This window comes from Mesorhizobium waimense, assembly GCF_003601975.1.
In the GTDB taxonomy this organism is placed as follows: Bacteria; Pseudomonadota; Alphaproteobacteria; order Rhizobiales; family Rhizobiaceae; genus Mesorhizobium; species Mesorhizobium waimense.
The window spans coordinates 226,493-247,097 of record NZ_QZWZ01000006.1 but is presented as its reverse complement, the minus strand read 5'-3'; the positions used below and the strand labels follow the sequence as shown (position 1 = coordinate 247,097).

The 20,605-nt window shown below is 59.4% G+C and carries 15 protein-coding genes and 6 pseudogenes; 8 read left to right on the top strand and 13 right to left on the bottom strand.

Translation table 11 applies throughout. The features are described 5' to 3' along the window. Positions 1–151: 151 nt before the first annotated feature. The 4 genes from ccoP to ccoN are packed head-to-tail and all read right to left on the bottom strand — an operon-like array spanning position 152 to position 3,531. Positions 152–1,015, bottom strand: a complete 864-nt coding sequence (gene ccoP / locus D3227_RS10600; RefSeq protein ID WP_120014053.1) for a cytochrome-c oxidase, cbb3-type subunit III — start codon at positions 1,013–1,015, stop codon at positions 152–154. A gap of 2 nt (positions 1,016–1,017) precedes the next feature. Further along, on the bottom strand, positions 1,018–1,167 hold the full coding sequence (locus D3227_RS10595) for a cbb3-type cytochrome c oxidase subunit 3 (RefSeq protein WP_120014052.1): 150 nt from the start codon (positions 1,165–1,167) through the stop codon (positions 1,018–1,020). A gap of 11 nt (positions 1,168–1,178) precedes the next feature. Beyond that, positions 1,179–1,910, bottom strand: a complete 732-nt coding sequence (gene ccoO, locus D3227_RS10590; RefSeq protein ID WP_120014051.1) for a cytochrome-c oxidase, cbb3-type subunit II — start codon at positions 1,908–1,910, stop codon at positions 1,179–1,181. A 10-nt stretch (positions 1,911–1,920) separates the two neighbouring features. Continuing rightward, positions 1,921–3,531 carry a cytochrome-c oxidase, cbb3-type subunit I gene (gene ccoN / locus D3227_RS10585; RefSeq protein ID WP_120014050.1) on the bottom strand — a complete coding sequence of 537 codons (1,611 nt, stop codon included), beginning with the start codon at positions 3,529–3,531 and terminating at the stop codon, positions 1,921–1,923. Between the two features lie 178 nt (positions 3,532–3,709). Between ccoN and D3227_RS10580 the strand changes: the two genes are divergently transcribed. After that, positions 3,710–4,195 (top strand): hemerythrin domain-containing protein, encoded by a 486-nt coding sequence (locus D3227_RS10580; protein ID WP_342633998.1) that lies wholly within the window; start codon positions 3,710–3,712, stop codon positions 4,193–4,195. A gap of 30 nt (positions 4,196–4,225) precedes the next feature. Here D3227_RS10580 and D3227_RS10575 read toward each other — a convergent pair whose 3' ends face one another. Next, a complete protein-coding gene (locus tag D3227_RS10575; RefSeq protein WP_120014048.1) occupies positions 4,226–4,954 on the bottom strand; it encodes a Crp/Fnr family transcriptional regulator in 729 nt (242 codons plus the stop codon). 155 nt (positions 4,955–5,109) lie between these two features. Between D3227_RS10575 and hemN the strand changes: the two genes are divergently transcribed. Then, positions 5,110–6,459: an oxygen-independent coproporphyrinogen III oxidase gene (gene hemN / locus D3227_RS10570; protein ID WP_120014092.1), complete on the top strand. Its 1,350-nt coding sequence runs from the start codon at positions 5,110–5,112 to the stop codon at positions 6,457–6,459. A 257-nt stretch (positions 6,460–6,716) separates the two neighbouring features. On the opposite strand, the pseudogene D3227_RS42620 reads toward hemN, so the two are convergent. Further along, a pseudogene (locus D3227_RS42620) lies at positions 6,717–7,733 on the bottom strand (IS5 family transposase); the annotation flags it as partial. Between the two features lie 103 nt (positions 7,734–7,836). Beyond that, positions 7,837–8,692 (bottom strand): annotated as a pseudogene (panB, locus tag D3227_RS10550) (3-methyl-2-oxobutanoate hydroxymethyltransferase). A gap of 333 nt (positions 8,693–9,025) precedes the next feature. Between panB and D3227_RS10545 the strand changes: the two are divergent. From D3227_RS10545 to D3227_RS10525, 4 genes and pseudogenes are all read left to right on the top strand, one after another. Then, a pseudogene (locus tag D3227_RS10545) lies at positions 9,026–10,435 on the top strand (NAD-dependent succinate-semialdehyde dehydrogenase). 336 nt (positions 10,436–10,771) lie between these two features. After that, entirely contained in the window at positions 10,772–11,983 is a 1,212-nt protein-coding gene (locus tag D3227_RS10535; RefSeq protein WP_120014043.1) for an ABC-three component system protein, read from the top strand. Next, positions 11,980–12,468, top strand: coding sequence for a three component ABC system middle component (locus D3227_RS10530; RefSeq protein ID WP_120014042.1), 489 nt, complete (start codon positions 11,980–11,982; stop codon positions 12,466–12,468). Before D3227_RS10535 ends, D3227_RS10530 begins: the two co-directional genes overlap by 4 nt. Then, on the top strand, positions 12,465–14,402 hold the full coding sequence (locus tag D3227_RS10525) for a DUF3732 domain-containing protein (RefSeq protein WP_120014041.1): 1,938 nt from the start codon (positions 12,465–12,467) through the stop codon (positions 14,400–14,402). The genes D3227_RS10530 and D3227_RS10525 overlap by 4 nt, the downstream gene beginning before the upstream one ends. Before the next feature lie 98 nt (positions 14,403–14,500). Here D3227_RS10525 and D3227_RS10520 read toward each other — a convergent pair whose 3' ends face one another. Further along, positions 14,501–15,286, bottom strand: coding sequence for a hypothetical protein (locus D3227_RS10520; RefSeq protein WP_120014040.1), 786 nt, complete (start codon positions 15,284–15,286; stop codon positions 14,501–14,503). Positions 15,287–15,320: 34 nt separating this feature from the next. On the opposite strand from D3227_RS10520, the gene D3227_RS10515 reads away from it, so the two are divergent. After that, positions 15,321–15,872: a Ros/MucR family transcriptional regulator gene (locus D3227_RS10515; RefSeq protein ID WP_120014039.1), complete on the top strand. Its 552-nt coding sequence runs from the start codon at positions 15,321–15,323 to the stop codon at positions 15,870–15,872. Positions 15,873–15,935: 63 nt separating this feature from the next. Then, positions 15,936–16,069 (top strand): annotated as a pseudogene (locus tag D3227_RS44285) (glutamine synthetase); the annotation flags it as partial. A 112-nt stretch (positions 16,070–16,181) separates the two neighbouring features. On the opposite strand, the pseudogene D3227_RS41540 reads toward D3227_RS44285, so the two are convergent. From D3227_RS41540 to D3227_RS10490, 5 genes and pseudogenes are all read right to left on the bottom strand, one after another. Continuing rightward, positions 16,182–16,514, bottom strand: a pseudogene (locus D3227_RS41540) (pantoate--beta-alanine ligase); the annotation flags it as partial. A 2-nt stretch (positions 16,515–16,516) separates the two neighbouring features. Next, positions 16,517–16,876 (bottom strand): annotated as a pseudogene (locus tag D3227_RS10505) (transposase); the annotation flags it as partial. 705 nt (positions 16,877–17,581) lie between these two features. Next, positions 17,582–18,934, bottom strand: coding sequence for a HipA domain-containing protein (locus D3227_RS10500; RefSeq protein ID WP_120014038.1), 1,353 nt, complete (start codon positions 18,932–18,934; stop codon positions 17,582–17,584). Between the two features lie 4 nt (positions 18,935–18,938). After that, positions 18,939–19,721 carry a helix-turn-helix transcriptional regulator gene (locus D3227_RS10495; protein WP_208646358.1) on the bottom strand — a complete coding sequence of 261 codons (783 nt, stop codon included), beginning with the start codon at positions 19,719–19,721 and terminating at the stop codon, positions 18,939–18,941. 437 nt (positions 19,722–20,158) lie between these two features. Continuing rightward, the gene (locus tag D3227_RS10490; RefSeq protein WP_120014037.1) at positions 20,159–20,515 is read right to left on the bottom strand and encodes a hypothetical protein; all 357 of its coding nucleotides are present in this window, start codon (positions 20,513–20,515) and stop codon (positions 20,159–20,161) included. Positions 20,516–20,605: the final 90 nt, after the last annotated feature.

The following is a 20,605-nucleotide window of genomic DNA, read 5'->3' as shown; positions in this document are numbered from 1 at the left end:
TAACGTCCAAGATGCTGAGCTAAGCATGTTTTGCCGCATCGACACGGAGCGCCCCATTAATCAGAACAATCGCCGCACGCCCGAATGTGTCGAGGCCCGGCGCGCCGGGCCTCGTCGCTTGGCGGGGAGGGCCGAGAATAGGCTTCCGATCCTATTCTCCGCCGCCAAGCGAATGGACATAGACTGTGAGTTCCTTGACTGCGGTCTGGCCGAGGCGCCCGGCCCATGCCGGCATGACGCCATGCTTCGGTGCGCGAACCTGGGCGGCGATGGCGGTCTCGCCGGATCCGTAGAGCCAGATTGCATCGGTCAGATTGGGCGCGCCGAGCTCCCTGTTGCCTTGTGCCTTGTCGCCATGACAGGCAACGCAGTTCTCGGCGAAGACCCTGGCGCCGGGCTCGACCAGGCTCGCGTCTTTGACAGCCCCCGATAGGCTGGCGACATAGGCGCTGACCTGAGTGATCTGCTCGGGCGTTATGATGTCGCCGAAAGCGGGCATTTCCGAAACGCGTGTATCCAGGTCGGACGCAAAGCGAATGCCATGCATGATCGTTTCCTGAATCTGCTCCGCCTTGCCGCCCCACAGCCAGTCGTCGTCGTTGAGGTTGGGAAAGCCCGCGGAACCTTGCGCGCCGGAGCCGTGGCACTGCACACAATTGACCTTGAAGGCGGCGCCACCGGCTGCGACGGCGAATTCGCGCAGTGCATCGTTGGCAACAATTTCGGATACGGTGTTCTGCTCGATGGCTGCGACGTAATTGCCTTTGGCTGCTTCGGCAGCAGCAAGTTCTTTCTTGACGTCGTTTCGGCTGGAAAAGCCCAGAACGCCCTTGGTGGCGGAGCTGAGCATCGGCCAGGCGGGGTAGGCAATCGTATAGGCGGCTGCCCAGGCGATGGTGACGTAGAAGGTGATCACCCACCAGCGCGGAAGTGGGTTGTTGAGTTCCTTGATGCCGTCCCACTCATGGCCGGTCGTCGCGATCCCTGAGATTTCGTCGACGTGCTCGTTGCTCATCATCAATCCTCCTCGAGAGGAACCCGGGCGGCTTCATCGGCCTGCCTGCGGCTGCCGGGTCGGAGCGCAAAGGCAATGCAGCCAATGAAGAACAGCGCCATGGCGAGCAGGCCCCAACTGTCGGCAAACTCCCGCATCAAATTGTAATCCATCGACATTCTCCTCAGCGGTAGCCGGCGGCTTCGTCATAGGTCTTGAAATCAACCAGCGTGCCGAGCATCTGCAGGTAAGCGACGAGGGCATCCATTTCGGTGACCTGTTGGGGGTTGCCGTCGAAGTCGCCAAGCTTGGCCTTCGGATAACGTTTCTCCAGGCCGGACGTGTCGGCACTCGGGTCGGCCTGTGCCATCACATCGGCGTTGGCGCTGGTGATCATGTCATCGGAGTAGGGGACGCCAACGCGCGCATTCGCAACCAGATGCGTCGAGAAGTCCTTCACGTCGATCTGCGCGTCCTTCAAGAACGCGTAGCTCGGCATGATCGATTCCGGCACCACCGAGCGTGGCGCGCTGAGATGCTGGACGTGCCATTCGTTGGAGTAGCGGTCGCCGACGCGCGCGAGATCCGGGCCGGTGCGCTTCGATCCCCACTGGAACGGATGATCGTACATCGACTCGGCCGCCAAGCTGTAGTGGCCGTAGCGCTCGACTTCGTCGCGGAACGGCCTGATCATCTGGCTGTGACAGAGGTAGCAGCCCTCGCGCACATAGATGTTGCGTCCGGCGAGCTCGAGCGGCGAGTAAGGCCGCATGCCTTCGACCTTCTCGATCGTGTTGTCGAGATAGAAGAGCGGAGCGATCTCAACGATGCCGCCGACCGTTACCACAAGCAGAGAGCCAACGAGAAGAAGCGTGGCGTTCTTCTCGATGATCGCGTGTTTATCCATCAAGCCCATTTGTGGCTCCTTATTCGGCGGGCTGGAGGGCGGGCACGGAACCCGGCAATGGCTGTTCTTTGCGCTGGTAACCGCGAATGGTCATGGCGACATTCCATGCCATGATCAGGGCACCGGACAGATACATCGCACCGCCGATGGCACGCATGACATAGTAGGGATGCATGGCGGCGACGGTTTCGGCGAAAGAGTAGACCAGGAAGCCCTGCTCGTCGTATTCGCGCCACATCAGGCCCTGCATGATGCCGGAGACCCACATGACGGCGGCGTAGACCACGATCCCGAGCGTCGCCAGCCAGAAGTGCCAGGTAACGAGCCGCAGCGAATACAGTCGATCGCGGTTCCACAGCTTCGGCACCATGTAATAGATCGCACCGAACGAGATCATGCCCACCCAACCGAGCGCTCCGGAATGGACATGGCCGATCGTCCAGTCCGTATAGTGTGATAGCGAGTTGACGGCCTTGATCGACATCATCGGGCCTTCGAAGGTCGACATGCCGTAGAAGGCGACGGCCATCACCATCATGCGGATGATCGGATCGGTGCGGAGCTTGTCCCAGGCGCCCGACAGCGTCATCACGCCGTTGATCATCCCGCCCCACGACGGCATCCACAGCATGATCGAAAACGCCATGCCGAGCGTCTGCGCCCAGTCGGGCAAGGCGGTGTAGTGCAGGTGATGCGGGCCGGCCCAGATGTAGAGAAAGATGATCGCCCAGAAATGGATAATCGACAGCCGGTAGGAAAAGACCGGACGGTTCGCCTGCTTGGGCACGAAGTAATACATCATGCCAAGAAAGCCGGCCGTGAGGAAGAAGCCGACGGCGTTATGGCCGTACCACCATTGCGTCAGCGCGTCCTGGACACCGGAAAACGCGGAATAGCTTTTCGATCCCAGGAACGATGCAGGCATCGAAAGATTGTTGACCACATGCAGCATCGCGATGGTCACGATGAAGGACAGGTAGAACCAGTTGGCGACGTAGATGTGCGGTTCCTTGCGCTTCAGGATGGTGCCGAGGAAGAGCAGGAGGTAGGCGACCCAGACGATGGTGAGCCAAAGGTCCACATACCATTCGGGTTCGGCGTATTCGCGGCTCTCGGTGATACCGAGCAGGTAGCCGGTCGCGGCCATGACGATGAACAGCTGATAGCCCCAGAACACGAACCAGGCGAGACTGCCGCCAAACAGGCGCGCGCGGCAGGTGCGTTGCACGACATAGAGCGATGTGCACAGGAGCGCGTTGCCGCCGAAGGCGAAAACGACGCCGGATGTGTGCAGTGGCCGCAAGCGGCCGAAGTTGAACCATGGTGGGATGTTGAGGTCCGGATAGGCGAGCTGCAGCGCGATGACCACGCCGACCAGCATGCCGACGACACCCCAAAACATGGTGGCGATGGCGCCATAGCGGACCGGACCGTCCATGTAGGCCGTGGGGTCGATCGGAGCGGCGGGCTTGAACTCCGTGTTGCGCATCAGGATCACGGTGAAGCCAGCCACGGTGAAGAACAAAACCCACATGTGCTGGCGAAAAGTTTCATCCACGCCGAAGCCGGCGGCCACAAGGGCGGCAAAAGCAAACAGGCTCAAAAGGACGATCTCTGTGCCGAATTTCATCGCAAGTCCCGATCTCGAATTCCCGTGGACGCCAAATCCGCGGTGCATTACTTGCCGAGCCGCCGCGTGCCCGCCATGATCCAGGTCAAAGCCGCACGATTTTTACTGGGCAGCATTGAGCTCGGTGCAATCAGAAGGTGGCGATTGACTGAGAAAACGCAGCACGAGCCGCCTGTTCGTGAGAGAGTCCGACGTCCCCGGCCCGGCCCGGCTTGGAGGCGATTCCGGACGATGTGATGATAGGCGGCGTATCGGGAAAACTGAGGCTCTGCGACGGGCGCTGGAAAGTATCAACAATGGCTTGCCGAACGTCGATCGCCTCAAATGTCTTGGCATAGGCAACGCGGGTCGTTCACTTCTCCGTGACGTTCATAGGTTCGAAGAGACGGTCATTTTCCCGGCGTATGAGGCGTGCTTGACCTCGGCCGAGGCCAATCTTGCCTCCACCAGCCGGTTGCTCGTCGAGCATGTCGAGGATCAATGCTTCGCCGACGAAGTGGCCGAAACACTCCTGGCGATCGGCCATGGTGGCCCAATAGACAAAGCGGAAGCTGTCGGGTTCATGCTACGCGGCTTCTTCAAAGGCTTGCGGCGGCACATCGCGATCGAAGAAGAGCATGTCCCGCCGCGGCTCGGAGTAAGGGACGTAGGCTCCGTCACTTAGGTCTTATTGAAAGAGCTGTTGTCGCGCGCCTCAGCCGCCGCAGCGCTGTTCCAGCCGGCTCATGTTGTCCACCGTCACATGGCGATTGTTCTCGATCCGGATTATGCCGTCAGCCCGCAATCGCGTCAGCTGTCGGCTCACGGTCTCGAACCTAAGTGCCAGGAAGTCAGCGATGTCGACACGCGTCAGCGGCAGATCGAAGCGCGCCGACGTGGCCGCCGGATCAACAGTGCGATCGATATTCCGGGCGATCGTGAGGAGAAAGCTCGCCACCTTTTCTGGTGCCGTCTTGCGCCCCAGAGTCACCATCCATTCGCGGGCTGCGTCGAGTTCGATCAACGTCTGCTTGAATAGGCGATGCTCGAGCTCCGGTGATTCCTTCATCATCCGCTCGACCGCCGCCTTCGGAAACGAGCATAGGGAGACAGATGTAGCCGCTTCCGCGTTGATCCGGCTTTCCACCTTGAAGGGCCGTCCCAGAAAATCCGGTGCGTACTGGAGGCCGACGATCTGCTGCCGGCCGTCCGAAAGGCTTTTCGTCAGCTTGACCACGCCTGAAAGCACGTTCGAATAGCTGTCGACGGCCTCGGCGTCGCCGATCAGTTTGACCCCGGGCTCGATTTTGTGACGCCACGAGGTCTTGGCCATCCCGACCAAATGGTCTGGGTCGAGCGCACCGCAGGCGCCGCGATGCCGTGCCTCGCAAGACAGGCAAAGGACGGGAATACCGGAACTGTGAATGTCCTGCTGTACCGTCATTACGCTCGCTTTTTTGATCCCAAATGCCGGCAGGATAGCAATCGATGCTAGAGAAATCCTGCGGCAGTTTGTCCATGCCGAGGGTTGACCGAAATCAATGCTTTGGCTCAGCGATGCACCTAGGGTCCCGCGATGCAAACACGGTGGACCGCGATATGCGACCGGAATTAGCTGCCAGACTTGGCGAGAACGTCCCGCGCTATACCAGTTATCCGACCGCGCCGCATTTCCATCCGGGCGTCGATGCTGCCGTTTACCACGGCTGGTTGCAGGCGCTCGGAAGCGGTGACGAGATATCGCTCTATCTTCATATCCCCTATTGCGACAAGCTGTGCTGGTTCTGTGCGTGCCATACCAAGCAGACGCGTCATTACGAGCCGGTGGCCGCTTATCTGCGATCGCTGCATGGGGAGATCACCACGGTTGCCGGTCTTGTCAGCGGCAAGGGTCGTGTCCGAGCGGTCCATTTCGGTGGCGGTTCGCCGACGATGCTGAAGCCCGAAGATCTAGTCGCATTGGGGGTCCTCTTGCGGGACAGCTTCGATTTTCTCCCGGACGCGAAAATCAGCATCGAAATCGAACCCAATGACATGGATGAGGCATGCCTGGATGCACTCGCCGAAATTGGCATGACGCGGGCGAGCCTCGGCGTGCAGGATTTCGATTCGAAAGTGCAAAAGGCGATCAACCGCGAGCAAAGCTTTTTGCAGACTAAGGCAGTCGTCGACGGAGTTCGTTCACGTGGCGTCGAATCGGTCAATCTCGATATGCTCTACGGCTTGCCGCACCAGACCAGGGGGAGCGTCTGTTCCACCGTAGCGCAGGCGCTGACCCTGGAACCGGACAGGATGGCGCTTTTCGGCTACGCTCACGTGCCCTGGTTCAAGAAGCATCAAACGATGATCGAAGAGGCATGGCTCCCCGGTCCCACGGAGCGGTTCGCACAATCGAAACTTGCCGCACGAGCGATTGTGGACAAGGGATACGAAGCAATCGGGCTCGACCATTTCGCCAAACCGGGCGATGCGCTGGCGGTGGCTGCCCGCACAGGGGCCCTGCATCGTAACTTCCAAGGCTATACAGAGGATCGCTGCGAGACATTGATCGGTCTCGGTCCTTCGTCCATCGGCCGTTTTCGCCAGGGCTACGTCCAGAACATGGCCTCGACCGCCGAGTACGGACGCGTGGTCGCGGATGGCGGGCTGGCCGCCGTCCGCGGCATCGCGCTTTCCGACGACGATCGCGTCCGTGGCTGGATCATCGAGCGGCTGATGTGCGACTTCGCCTTCTCGGCGATCGATCTGGTGGAACGCTTCGGCGAAGCCGGCCAGAGGCTCCTTCTGCAGTCGAGTTCCATGGCCCTCCACGATCCGGTTCGATTGCTTGAACTTGATGGCGACAAATTCGTTGTGCCGGCCGCAAGTCGCCCTTTCGTGCGAAGCATCGCGGCCAAGTTCGACAAATATTTCGAAAGTAGTACAGCCAGGCACTCGGTGGCAGTCTGAGCACCGCAGACGAACGGTCATCGTTTTCAGTCGATCGCGAACCGATTGCCCTACGTTTGTGACCCTCCATCGGTGACCGTCGCATCAATAGGGTTTTGAGAACGGACTAGATGCGAGGGCCTTTGGCATAGGGCGACGATATCGCCCGGTGGTGTCTTCCTTTCGAAGCTCCTCAGTCGCCCGTGAAGAAGGCCATTTCGGCACCGGCGTTGAAGGCGAGCCCCGTTTCAGAGGCTATTCCGGTTGAGCTGCGGAGGTCAGGCTGATCGTGGCTGGACCAGTGACGCCGGAGCGGTTGCAAGCAGCACCAGGAAGTAGGCAAACAAAAGCCTCAGCCAGTTGAGCAAGAGGCTGAAGTTGTAGCCACGCCGGCGAGCATGGCGTTGTTGGTGTCGCCTTCGGTGAAGGCCAGGAAGTTGCGGCCCATGCGGTGGTCCTGCTTGAGATGGCCGATGACCGGTTCGACAGCGGCCCGGCGTCGCAGTGCCCGCTTGATTGAGGCCGCGCCTATAGCGGGCGACATGGACCTTGAACATCTTGTCCTTCGGCGCGTTATGGCCGCGATAGCCGGCATCGGCGACGATCTTGCCGAGATTGGCGCCGATCGCGGTTTCGATGGCGGAAATGACGGTGGCCAGCGTGTGGCCGTCATAGGGATTGCCGGGCAGCGCCTTGACATGGGCCGACGAACTGGCCGCCGCGGTTGCGCTGCAGCTTGGTGGCGACCGAGACCTTGACGCCGAACTCATAGGGCTTGTGGGCCTACCCTTGCCGATGCATTCCACCTCGGGAGCGTGCAGGGAATAGACCTTGCGGCCGCGCTCGCGCTGCCGCTGGTCCCTGACGCGCCGGGCAAGCGACAGCGGCAGGGCGAAGACCTGGGCAATTCGGGCTGCCCGGCGAGCTTGCGGGTAATGTCGCGGATCACCGCGCCGAGCATGGTGCGCAGCCGCTTGAGCGCCCGGTTGGCGCGCTTGAACTGCTTGGCATGGGCATAACGCTGATGCTTGATCAGCGCGAACTTCCCGACCCGCGCATAGGACTGGCGCAGGCCGATGCCGTTTTTTTGGCCAACTTCACCAGCCGCTCGCGGGCCCGATGCATCAGCTTGGCGTCGGTCGGAAAGGTGATGGCCTTCTCCTGCACGGTGGTTCGACGATCACCGCACGGAAGTCGGCCGGTTTGGCCGCCCCCCAGCCGCGTCGCTGCCGCAAGGCTCTCCTGGAGCAAGGCCATCAGCCGCTCCTCGCCATGCGCAGACGCCAGCGCGTCAGCGGTCAATGCGGCAGGGCGCCCATGGTCGGCACAACGGCGATCCTCAGGCCTTCCCGGCGCCGATGCTGCGCAATTCGGCGACGATCCGGACTATTGCCACGCTCATGCGGCCTCACCCCCACTGACATTGCGCGGCTCATCGCCGAAGATATGCTCGCTCGCCGGAAAGCGGCGCTCGCGCACCTCATGTGCGTATGTCGCGATCGCTGCCTCAGCTGCCTCGCCAAGCTCTGCATAACGTTTGACGAATTTCGGCTGGAAGGTGCCAAACAAGCCCAGCATGTCATCGACGACCAGGATCTGCCCGTCACAGGCTGCCGATGCGCCGATCCCGATTGTGGGGATTGAGACTTCCTGGGTAATCCGCCGAGCAAGCGCTTCCGGTATTTTTTCGAGCACAACCGCGAAGGCGCCCGCCTCGGCCACCGAGATAGCGTCGCGCAGAATGCGCTCGGCATCTTCGCCACGGCCCTGCACGAGATAGCCGCCGAAGGCATTGACCGCCTGCGGCGTCAGGCCGACATGGCCAATCACTGGCACACCGCGTGCGGTCACAAATCGGATTGTCTCCGCGATGCTTTCGCCACCCTCGAGCTTGACCGCCGCACAACCGGTTTCAGTCATCACACGGGCCGCATTACGAAAAGCCTGCTCGCGGCTTTCCTCGTAGGAGCCAAAAGGCATGTCCACGGCCATCAATGCCCGCTCGAGCCCACGCCGCACAGCCTTGCCGTGGAGGATCATTCAAGTGTCACGCCAAGCGTCGAAGGCAGGCCGTGCAACACCATGCCAACACTGTCGCCAACCAGCGCCACATCGCAATGATCATCGATCAGCTTGGCGATTGGTGTCGTATAGGCCGTCAGGCATACAAGCGGCGACTTCCCCTTGCGTGCGCAATGTCGGGCGGGGTCAATGCCCTGTTTCCTCTGTGCAGATGCGAAGAAGAAACTTGCATCGCACAAAAGTTCGCCGACTAGGTTCGCGCCTGGTGGTTGTTCTCCCCGTGCATTGCTGAAGGAGGACCGGGCGCCAACGATTAGGTGCTCGACATCGATGTCCGATCAAGATGCTCGGGGGCCACGATCTGATGGCAAACTTCCGGCACTTCCTTCCGTCGAGGAGGTCTAACCGCCATCCGTACGAGGTCCTATACGACGGCCGAAGGCGAAGATACGTATCCACGCCGCAAATAGACACATCCATCGCGTTGAGGAGATTCCTTTTGCCCATCTGCCAGCCGATGATCCGCCACCTGAAGTCTCGCGAGTTGTTCGCTGGCATCGACCGTATGCCGGCATTGAGCATGCCGGTCTGCGCGCGGACGTTCGAAGTCTCCAATCCATCGACCGGCGAATTGCTGGCCGAACTCCCCGACATGGGTATCGAAGAGACGCGCGCTGCCATCGATAGGCCCATGACGCACAGCCTGGGTGGGCAGCCCTGACGGCCCGGGAGCGCAGCGATATACTCTGGCGCTGGCACCAGCTGATCGTGGATCACGCCGACGACCTCGCTGCCATTCTCACCGCGGAGATGGGCAAGCCACTTCCCGAAGCGAAATCGGAGGTCACGCATGCGGCTGCGTACCTGCAATGGTACGCCGAAGAAGCCAACCGCATCTATGGGGAAACGATCTCGGCGCCATCGACAGACCGTCGCATGCTGGTAATCAAACAACCTATCGGCGTCGTTGGTACGATCACACCGTGGAATTTTCCCGCCTCCATGGTTGCGCGCAAGATTTCGCCGGCTCTCGCCGCCGGCTGCACAATCGTGCTGAAACCTGCTGAACAGACGCCACTCGTGGCAGGCGCTATGTTCGCCCTCGCGCAGCTGGCCGGTTTTCCCGAAGGCGTGGTCAACCTTATCTACGCTTCCGAAGGCGACGCTGTCGGCCGCGAACTCTGCTCCAACGCCAAGGTCCGCAAGATCAGCTTCACGGGCTCGACCGAGGTCGGCCAGCTCCTCATGCGTCAATGCTCGGACCAGATCAAGAAAGTCAGCCTTGAGCTCGGCGGAAATGCGCCTTTCATCGTCTTCGACGATGCAGTTATCGATGCTGCCGTTGACGGTGCGATCCAGGCGAAATTCCGCAATGCCGGTCAGACTTGCGTTTCTGCAAATCGCCTTTACGTCCAATCCGGTGTCCACGATGAGTTCGTTGAAAAGCTCGCCGAAAAGGTTCGTCAGCTTTCAGTCGGTGACGGCTTCGATCCGTTGGGTATCCATCGGGCCGCTCATCGACAAACGCGCTCTGGCAAAGATCGAATCCCATATCGCCGATGCCGTTGCGAAAGGCGGAATCGTTCGATGCGGGAGCGATCGCGTCGGTATGGAAGGCACACTTTTTGAACCGACTGTCCTCACCGAGGTTTCTCGCGCGATGACAGTGGCGCAGGAGGAGACCTTCGGACCCCTGGCACCTATCATTCGCCTCGAAGATGCGGATCAGGTTGTCCGCGAGGCCAATGACACAATCTACGGGCTCGCAGCCTACTTCTATGCCTCCAACCTGAAACGCGTGTGGCGCGTGGCCGAAGCTTTGGAATATGGCATGGTGGGCATCAACACAGGACGAATGTCCTCGGAAGCAGCTCCTTTCGGAGGAATGAAGCAATCCGGCATTGGGCGGGAGGGGTCCCGCCATGGGCTCGAGGACTACCTCGAAATGAAGTATCTCTGTATGGGCGGAATTTGAAGCAATGATTGCGGCGCGCCGGCTGAGGCAAATAGAGGAGTGGGTGTTGATGGGCTCGGCATCGCCACGACCGAGCTTGACATATTTTGGCAAGGACGATCGGGGCGCCCGAGATTGGGAAGAATAGGCAACGCTACTCTGAACGAGATCGTCGAAAACCAAGGACGGATGAGCCTCGATAGCAAAGTCCAACTTAAGTTCAGGAAACGCGTGAATTGCACCTTGAGCGCTGTGATTGCGTTAAATATACAGGCAAGGGCCTGCTCTGATCATCAGAATCACAAGTAATGCGCGACTGGGCTGGCGACCACAGTTTTCCTATCCGCGAGGCCGAAATTGGACATTACGAACCCGCACAGCGCCGACGCATCAGCCCTGGGGTTTCTTTATCAGGCGCAATACGCCCTCCTGAGACTGTGGAAGGAACAGAGCGACGAGGCGGTGGTCTTTCTTGAAACGCTCGACGATGTCGTTCTGAAGGCGAACGGAGAGACGATCCTCGAGCAACTCAAGCATTCGCTTTCCGAAAAGCCGGACGCAATCACGGTGGCCAGTCTCAATGTATGGAAGACGTTGAAGGCTTGGATCGACGTGCTTCCGAACCTGGACCTTCCTCGGACATGGCTCCACCTCGTCACCGTCGCGGAAATTTCGCCGCACTCCCCCCTCAAAATTCTTCTAAGCGAGACCGAAAGCAGGGACGAGCTCGGCGCTGCACTTCAAGAGGAAGCTCGACGCGTCATTCAGGAAAGGGCAGACGCCGCTGCTAACGGGACCAAGCCCCTGCCGCACGCCAGACGAGCTCCGGCTTGCGAAGCATTCTTAAGACTTTCCGAGGACGTCCAGGCCGAGATCCTGTCGAGGGCGCGCATAATGCCCGGACAGCAGAACATCAGGCACATCGAGGACGAACTTGCGAAAACACTGACATCGGTGCTCTCTAAAGATCAGTCGCACGTAGCCGCGGTGATGGTGGAATGGTGGAACCGTCAAATCATCCATGCGCATTGCGGAAAGCGGGACAAGGCTATCCCTCGTTTCGAGCTCGTGAAGCGGCACATGGAGATCGTCGCCGACATCGAGCACGACACCCTCGTCGACTACTTTGCGGTCGAACTCCCTCCCGAATCCCATAAGTCGCACCCCATGGTCGCGAACCAGATAAGTTTGGTGGGCGGCACCGAAGCGGAATTTCGAAGGGCCGTCACGAACGAATGGCGGGCTCGCGAGACCCGTTCGCGTTGGTCGACCGAAAATCCTTCGCGACGGGAGCTAATCGCCAGATACGACGACCGTCTGGCCGAGGAATGGTCCGACCGCCACGTTGACATTTCCGACGAGTGCAATGGACTCTCTGAAGAGACAAAGCAGTCGAAGGGACGCGCGCTACTAAAGTGGAGCCACTACGAGGCGCCGGACAAGATCGAGTCTATCGCCCCGAGCGTTACCACGCCGAGCTACATCAGAGGCACTTATCAGGTCCTTTCGATCGATGGCCGGGTAGGCTGGCATCCCGACTATGTCACGCTTCTGGGATTCAAGAAATGAACATAGCGTATGATCTCTTCGCAGAGACCAACCCTGCATTCGGCACATTTGGTCTCCTCGGCTTCTGCCGGAAATACATGGCGGCTTCGAGAGGGAAGCCGCCAAATCTCGCACTGGCATACCTGGCCCTGCCTATCGCACTGTCCGACGACCTAGAGACGTCTTTCCTGGAGACCGCCGCCGCCACTGGCCTTCTCTCATGGCTGAACCGCTATCCGGACGTATGTCTCGATCTGAGCGCCCGCCTCGACGCTTCGAAGGAGATCGTCTCCGCTGCAGTCCAGTTCGGTCTTGTTTCGAGGGCTCTCGCGTTTGGAAATGCAGGAACGATCGAGCCTGGTCCCCGGGCGCCCTCGACGACGCCGGTGGACAACTTACCCGAGAACCCGAAACGGGCGGTCAAACGAGCCGAGCGGCTTGGCACCTGGATGGGTAGGGCCGGTTCGGCAGGATCTGTTTTTTCAGCATTCGGAGTGACGCCGTGACGCGTTGGAACGTTCGTGAAATCGCATTCTACGGCGCTGGTGCCAGACGCCGGACGATCGAGTTCGATATCGACAAGGTGAACGTCATCACGGGCGCGTCCGGGACGGGCAAGTCCGCGATCATCGACGCTATCGACTACTGCCTCGGGTCAAAAGACTGCCGGCTCCCGTTCTTCGTGCGCGGGCATACCGTGGCCGTCGCCGTCCACTGGGTGCAGGGGGACAGCGATCTCATCGTCGGCAGAAAGATTCCGGAGTCCGGGAGCGGCACCAACCAGATGTTCGTGAGGACCGGGAAGCATCTAAGGCTTCCGAATACGTCCGAAGGACTCGAAGGTCCGACGAACCGCGATACGGCGCGCGCGACGATCGAGAAGTCGTTCGGGATCCAGGATACGGACGATCCGGCCGTCGCAGCCAAGTCCGAGAAAGGACGCGCGAGCATTCGTGACGTGACACCCTACCTGTTCCTGTCGGGCGGCATCATCATCAACCGAGAGACCTTATTGCACGATTTGCACCGCCCCGAGAAGGCGCGGGACATCAAAGCGACAATGCCGTACTTTTTGGGCGCGGTGAATCAGGCGAGCGTTCTTGCCGCAAGGAGGCTCCGCCAACTGGAGGCTGCCCTCGGCAGGATCGAACGGGAAGCCAAAGCCCAGGAGCGAAGCCAAGGCCTTCTGACGCAGCGTTCCATAGCCCTTCTCACCCAGGCCGAAGGTATCGGTCTCATCGCCGAGCTGCCCTCGGCCGACGCATCCGACCAGATTCTGCTCAATCAGCTTAGGAGCGTCGCCGAGAACGGCGTGTCGACGCCCGCTTCCAGGGACAGCGAAACCCGCGCCGCATTGGAGGACGAGCGACGGCAGCTCGTGTCCGAACTGCAGACATTGCGCGAAAAGCGGCAGATGCTGAAGCGAACCATTCGTGAAGCGGCTGGCTACGGTACGGCAGTGTCGGGACAGTCTCACAAACTCAAGCTGGTCGAGCACCTCAAGCTAGGCGACGGGCGCTGCCCCGTGTGCGATGCGGAAAATGCCGCGGGTCTGGCGATGGCGGAGCAGATCCGAAACTCCTTGACAATCGTGGCGGACGAAGTCCTTGCGGTCGACGTCATGCGCCCTCGCCTTGACGACCATTTCGGCCAGGTCGAAAACCAGATCGGTTCAAGATCCGGCCGCCTCAGGGAAGTCGAGGCCCAGCTCAGCGGGCTCCTCCGGGTCGAGGAGGAATCCGCGGGCGCCGGATCGCTCCTGCAGGAACGTGCGAGGGTGGTGGGACGCATCGATCAATTTCTAGAGACCACGGCAAGAGACTACGAGACGTCTTCGACGAATACGGCCTCGCTTGAATCCGAGATCGAAAATCTCAGGGACCAAGTGGATCCCCAGGCGCGGCGAGAGCGTCTGCGCGACGCCGAAAACATGGTGAGCAACTTTGCGACGGACATGCTGGCAGACCTTCCCACAGAAGTGCCGGCCACTGGCGCGCGCGTCGTTTTCTCGTCCGCGCCCAGCCTTTCGCTGATCGAGCCGACGCAACGAGCTGTACTGGCGATGGCGGAGGTCGGTTCGGATCAGAACTATCTCGCGATGCACCTCGCGCTGTCGTTCTCTCTCCAGAAGCTCTTCGAAACTATGCGCGCGCCCGTTCCCGGCCTTCTCGTGATTGACCAGATCAGCCGCCCCTACTACCCCAAGGGCGGGGACGAGAAGCGGCTGAAGGAAATGGAAAAGGACGACGACCAGGTTGCGATGCAGAAAATAGTCCGGTTCCTGTTCGAAGAAACCGCGCGCAGGGCCGGACTTCAGGTTATCCTGATCGAGCACGCCTACATCGAAGAGGATCCGGAATATGTCGCGGCGGTCAAGGGTCGATGGACAAAAGCCTCGGGCGTGAAGCTCATACCGTCCGACTGGCCTAATCGGAACTGACAACCCAGAAGGATCTCCGAATGAAGTGTCCAGGGAAGTTCGTAATTAGGTAGCAACTGCGACTAAACTTGGGTACCCGTCAGGAGCCTCGCTTGCGCCTATGGACCGTCGCGCGCAGCCATCTCGAGGGCTTCGCCAACAGTTCGTCCCTGGTCACGATACGGTCGAATCCTTTTGGCGATGTCCTCGAAATCTCTCCTATCCTGAGACTGCCGGGCGGGGCGATCATCCCAACGTGCGACAATCTCATCGAAATCGCCGAAAGACAGTTCGCTGCGTCGCTTCTTGTCCCAGCGTAGCTTGCCGTTGCTATCCCTGTAGGGCACCGAGACCCGTTTTCCGATATGATAATGACCGAATATATCCGAGCCGTTGTCGGTGGCGCTGGTCTTGGCGCGACAGTTGTTTCTGATAAGTGCTCGCAGCCCCAAACCTATGACTTGGTTTTGAATCTTTTCGAGCCGCTGAGGATGTTCGGTGAGGATCGCGTTAACGATCTTATCGACGGAAAAGCGTTGTTCCCGAGACGAATTCTCGATCAACCGTTCAAGGAAAGAGTGAAACTCGCGTAGTTCCAGATTGCTCATCAATCGCTCCCACAAATTTTGAACGCCCATGTGATGGGCGGCGATAGAACAAGTCAAGAACGAATCATAATTATTCAGCATGCCAATTGATGCGGCCGCTTCGGAGCTTGAATGGCGACGCGTAGACGAATTTATGGGCGTTTCGACCTGCGCCGCCTCGATGAAACATTTGTGGTCGCGTTCATGAGTCAGCATCTCCACGAGAAACGCATTCCGCGAGGCAATAGGACAAGCAACTGTGCGAATGGCCGACATGCGGCGCTCAGCGGACAATGGGTCCGTCGAAACCACGGTCATTGCAAAAACCCTCTCGACAGTATAGCCGCACAAACTGCACAGACGGGCCGATAATGGAAAGGAAAGCAACAACGCTGACCTGGTATCACTCGCCGCCGACATAGCATACGTGTCGAACAATCCGGTACCAGTCCCGGAATTGCCAAAGCTGATCGGCGATATTCACGCTGCCCTCCAACGGACCGGCAGGCCCGAGACCGAACCTGTGACCAAACAAGAGCCGGCGGTTTCGATAAGAAAGTCGGTGACACCGGAATACATCATCTGCCTGGAGGACGGGAAGAAATTCAAATCCTTGAAGCGGCATCTCAATGTCCACTACAACCTCAGCCCGGATGAGTATCGACAGAAGTGGAAGCTGCCTGCCGATTACCCAATGGTAGCACCAAACTACGCTGCTACACGCTCTGCTTTGGCGAAAGCAGCTGGGTTGGGACGGAAGCCACCGGAGCCAGGCGTGGAGTCGAAACCGAAACGGGCGCCACGTGCGTCGTTGGCGGCCGCTGGGACGCCGATCGCAAGGTCGCCGGCCAAGAAGTCGCGCAACGCTCCCGCAAAAAAGGCGAAACGCGAAACGGAGCGTTGAAACGAGCACCACGAAGTCCGATCTGGTGACGGGGCCATCTTTATTGCCTGAGTTTACTCTGCTGGTGCGCCTCGGCTCGGCGAAACCCATCACACCGATGGGCGGCCGTGGGAGTTTTGCAGCCGCTCTATTCTTAAGGGTGCTCTGGAACGTCTGAGCCGACGATTGCCAGCGTTAAGTTGTTCGGCGCCTCCGAGAAGACGAGTTCCGCATCACGCAACTCTGCATCATCGTTGCGTAACAAACTGTGTAACAATTGGAGCGAAAAACTAAGTGTTTTCAATGTGATGACCGTGAAATCGAAAGGCGCAACGTCCGCTCGACGAGTTCTCCTGAAGTCAGTCGTCGGGCAGCCTGAAACAGGATTTCGGGCAGCTTCGGTGCCGTCCGGCGCTCGGCCGAAGACAGTCGGATTTTGCGTGAAGACATGGCCAGGCCGCCGCTCTCGCGCACCGTCGGGTTGCCGATAATTTCGATTTGGATATCGAGATCGCGGACAAGTTGGCGCACCACGTGGAGCTGTTGGAAGTCTTTCTCGCCGAAAAAGGCCAGGTCGGCGCCGGTCTGGAGAAAGAGCTTAGTCACCACCGTCGCAACGCCGTCAAAATGACCGGGCCGGAAAGCGCCGCACAGACCGTCGCTCGCTGTCTGTCGATGACGCAGGCGGACGGGCTCGCCTCCCGGCCTTCCCGTTCGCGCGCCGCCATGACTGGTTCGTTGTTGATGGCGCTCAGCAATCCTTCGTCGCGCCAGTGCCAGAAGTATTTCTGCACCGTCGAGAACGGTGGGAAGTCCTTCGGCAGAAGCCGCCATGCTCCGCCCGATGAAGCCATGTAAAGCAGCGCGTTCACGACCTCGCGTAGGTCCGTCTTGCGGGGCCGGCCGATCCGGTTCGGCGCCGGCATCAGCGGCTCGATCAGCGCCCACTCCGCGTCCGTCAGGTCGCTTGCGTAGCGCGGGCAGCGCCGTTCATACTGAGGGCGAGTGGTTTCGGTCCAGGGCATCGTGATCTCCGTCGAACCTCAGCAATCCGACTGAATCACAACCCGCTGAAATCACTCACTTCTTTTTGGAGCAGACACTTAGCTTAGACGACGTTCGCAATTCCCCCAAGTCCGCCGAGAGCATTATGAGGCAGCAGCAGCGCCCTTTGTCGTCGATCTCAAACAGAAGCGCGGGCTTGTGAAGCGGCCAGAGTCGATCTGGGCCGGCATCGACCTCGCCGCCATCGCGAACGATATCGCGGAAGCGAAGACTGAAGGTCCGATCGCTGAAGCGGCGACCAGTTTATGCCTTCCGCATGCGCGGGCTGTTCCGCCGCGATCGTAGCTGCCATAAGCAGGGAACACATGAGCGTGCTCCTGGCAATATTGAGTGAATGGCCGCGAAGAGCGGCGAGCTTTGCAAGCATGATCTCCTCCCAAAGGGCTCAATGGCCCAGCTTTACCCCGTGACCTCAAACCCAGGCCCGCAGCAGGACAAAGCTACCGCTCGCGTCGATGGATTGAGCAGGTTTCGGAGAGCCAATTGAGTAAGATTGGGTAAGCTGTGGGCAGATTCTCACTGAGCCAGCCGTAAGGCAACCTGGCCGCGACGAATCCAACTGCGGTCCGTACGTCGTCAGCTCCATGCGCCCAAGACGCAACCCGTCGTTGTTGGTACAATCCTCGCGTTCCGCCAGACATGGAGGCATGTCTCCATCGATAGATTCAACTCATCAGCCATCCGCCAGCTCGGCCAATGAACGCGTCTCGGTCCCTGGCCGCTTGGGGTATTTCCAACCGCATCGCACCGAGAAGCATGCGCATGTTGGTAGCGATCAAGTCCGCCAAACGCTTCACCTGACGCTTTTCAAGAGCACCGAGACAGTCCGCGAGGCCTAATGCAATCTCGGACGGATAACGCTGGTGCATGCGTTTGCGTGCCGCAGCACTTTCTATTCCCAGCGCCAGGAGAAACGCATTAAGCTGTTCTGGGGTAACTTCATCGAGCGTTTCCGCCTCACCGATCCTGTAAGCGAGCTCGTCGGTCAGAGTGTCGTCGAGCCTGGTCGGCAAGATATCGTAACGCGGCGCAAAGTGGATTCTGCCTTCAGGTTCATAGAGCAGGGCGAAGTTTTTTGCATGTCCATCGTTATTGCCTATCAGGAGATCAAATATCGTGGCCCTGATGAAGGTTTCCTTCGCCTGGGCGGGATCGACCGTCGCCTCAAGTATCCTGCGGATGCCCGAAACGTCGAAGCGCCGGCCTGCCTTGCCACGCCTTTCGTACTTCATCGAGGCCGGCAAACCGAGGGCCTGCGCGAAATCCTCCTGATGAAGACGCACGATCCTGTTCTGTCGGTCTCTGCCTCGGTCGAAGCGGGTCACGAGTAGGGTCTCGATCCCGCCAATCGGCACTACAGAGACTTCGGCCGTGTCGAACCCCAGCGCCCCGGAAAGCCTCATCGCCTCGGCCTCATACCGGGCATCCTGCTGATGATCGCGATCGGGCACTTTCAGGATGTGTGTCGTCGGGGCCCCCGATCCCCGCTTCGGCTCGGCAAACCTACCGTCCGGCAGAACAGTCAGGGCTATCTTGCTTTGCACGCCTGCCAAAGGGGACGGATCTTCAGTTCCGTCCGGCAGGCGTTTGCGTTGATGGAGTGCTTCGACGATCGCGATCATGCGATCCTGCGGAATGGGTACATAGTCGCTTTCGTAGTCGCCCGGGACCTTTGTCGGCGGCGATCCTGACGGAAGAACGGAAAGTGCTCCGGCACAGTCTTTTCCAAGGTGATATAGCAGGCCAGCTATGTCATCGCGGGCCAGGCCTTCTCGTGCCAGCACGTCGGTGAGCACCCCGTCGCGCTCCTGCAGAAGGTTGTCGAAGAATGCTCGCGCTATAACGTCACTGTAAGGTTCTTCGGCAAGCGGAAGGGATAGCGATAAGGCGGTCGCATCTGATCTTCGAAGGTAGTCTGCCTTGTAGACGAAGGCGACTGAGCCGTTTTCGTCACGCACGATGGCGCCGATCGGATCGACGAAACCGTCCAACCGCACATCAAGGGCAAGCACCTCCATTGTATCAGCGCACCTGAGCAAGCAGCGATATGCCGGCTGCGTGCGCGACCTTCAGGACCTTACCCAGTTCAAGTGTGGGTTTGCCGTTTTCCAGTTCGGATAGAAACCTGCGCCCCACTCCAGCAAGGTCAGCGAAACTTTGCTGCGAGAGATGTCGGGCCTCGCGGGCGCGCCGGATTAGCCGCCCAATATCTGAGGCAGAGACGATCTCCAGTCTTAAGGTATCCGTCCCGCTATGGCGCGGTGAGGCCGCGCCGGCGCCCTCGTCCTCATCGTTAGTCTCGCTGCCGCGCAGCAGATAAGCGTCGGGAAGCGTTCTGGGCAGGGCAGCCGTGATGAGTTGTGAAACACCAGGAAGCTTCAGGTTGACCTGCGGTATTGCGCCGGTCAGTTGTTTGGTCAGGTCCCCCAGAGCGTTGACGCGGGAAAGTGCCTCGGCGGTCCCCGCCGCATTCACTGATTTCCTGATCGCCTCATTACGATGCAACAAGTCCTTGCTGGCCGCTTTGAGCGCTTCGCTGGAAGCATTGATGTGTGCAATGTGTTTCGCCAGGTCTTGAGAAGAGGTAATCTGGGAAAGCGCCTTAGCGATCTCTCCCGCCTGCAAAGAGTTCTTGATCGGGGCATTGTGGCGCGACAGGGCCCGAGTGGCGTTTCTAAAGGTATCGTCAGACGCTTTGAGATCCGTGAGAAGCTTCGTCAGATCCTGGGCAGGACCTGCCTGCGCAAGCAACTTTGCGATGTCTGTCGCTCTGCTAGCGCCCGTGGATTGCATTCTTTTGGCCATGTTTTGCTCCCGATCGGGAACATAGTCTTGCTTCTTCGGATTTTCAAGAAGATTCGCTCCCGAACGGTATCATAGCTCATATTGATCCCGAACGGGTTCAGGCACTCTTAGCGAGAACATTCTAACGCCGTCTGATACCGTTCGGGTGCATAAGAGGTCGAGGGCCGGATTATGCCTGCGGGCCGACCGTCCGATGTCAGACTGGAGCACGTCGGCGATATTCCTAAAATGTGGGATCGATTTGCCTGGCAGGCTACCATTACATGGTGCGTAACAAACTGCGTAACAAAGTAGCGGAAAAGCTCAATGGTTTCAATGGCATGGCCGAGAAATCGAAAGACGCTCTCTCCGCCAATTTCTGACACCAGAAACCCACCTTCTGCGCCATTTTTGGTCAACGAACGTCAAGAAGCCAGGCGCACGTCAACCAGCACCAATCAGCCCCGCATCATGGAGTGCAAGATGGCCTGCACGTGCTCTTCCAGGTCGAGCTCGCCCCGCGCCTCAACAGTCAACAGGTACTCGGCCTTGAATCGGCGGTCGCCGCGGCTGATCGCAGGATAGGAACAGATGGCCAGCAATGCTTCCTCTTCAATACGGTCTGCAATCTTGCGGTCATGCCAGCTGCTTCCCGCTCGATGAACAACCCTATGGAGCGCCGCATAGGCGGTCTCATGGGTGGCTATCAGCATCTGCAATTCGCGTGAGGTACCTTCACCTTCAGCAAACGTCGGTTCAACGACAGACGCCACGGCGGTAAACGCAAGAAGTGCACGGCGGGTGACTCCGGGCATGCTTTATATCCCATCTGTCTGATCACGCACATCATAACACCAGCGCAACGGTTCGGAGAGGGGCTCTGGATCACGACCACATTGTCTGCT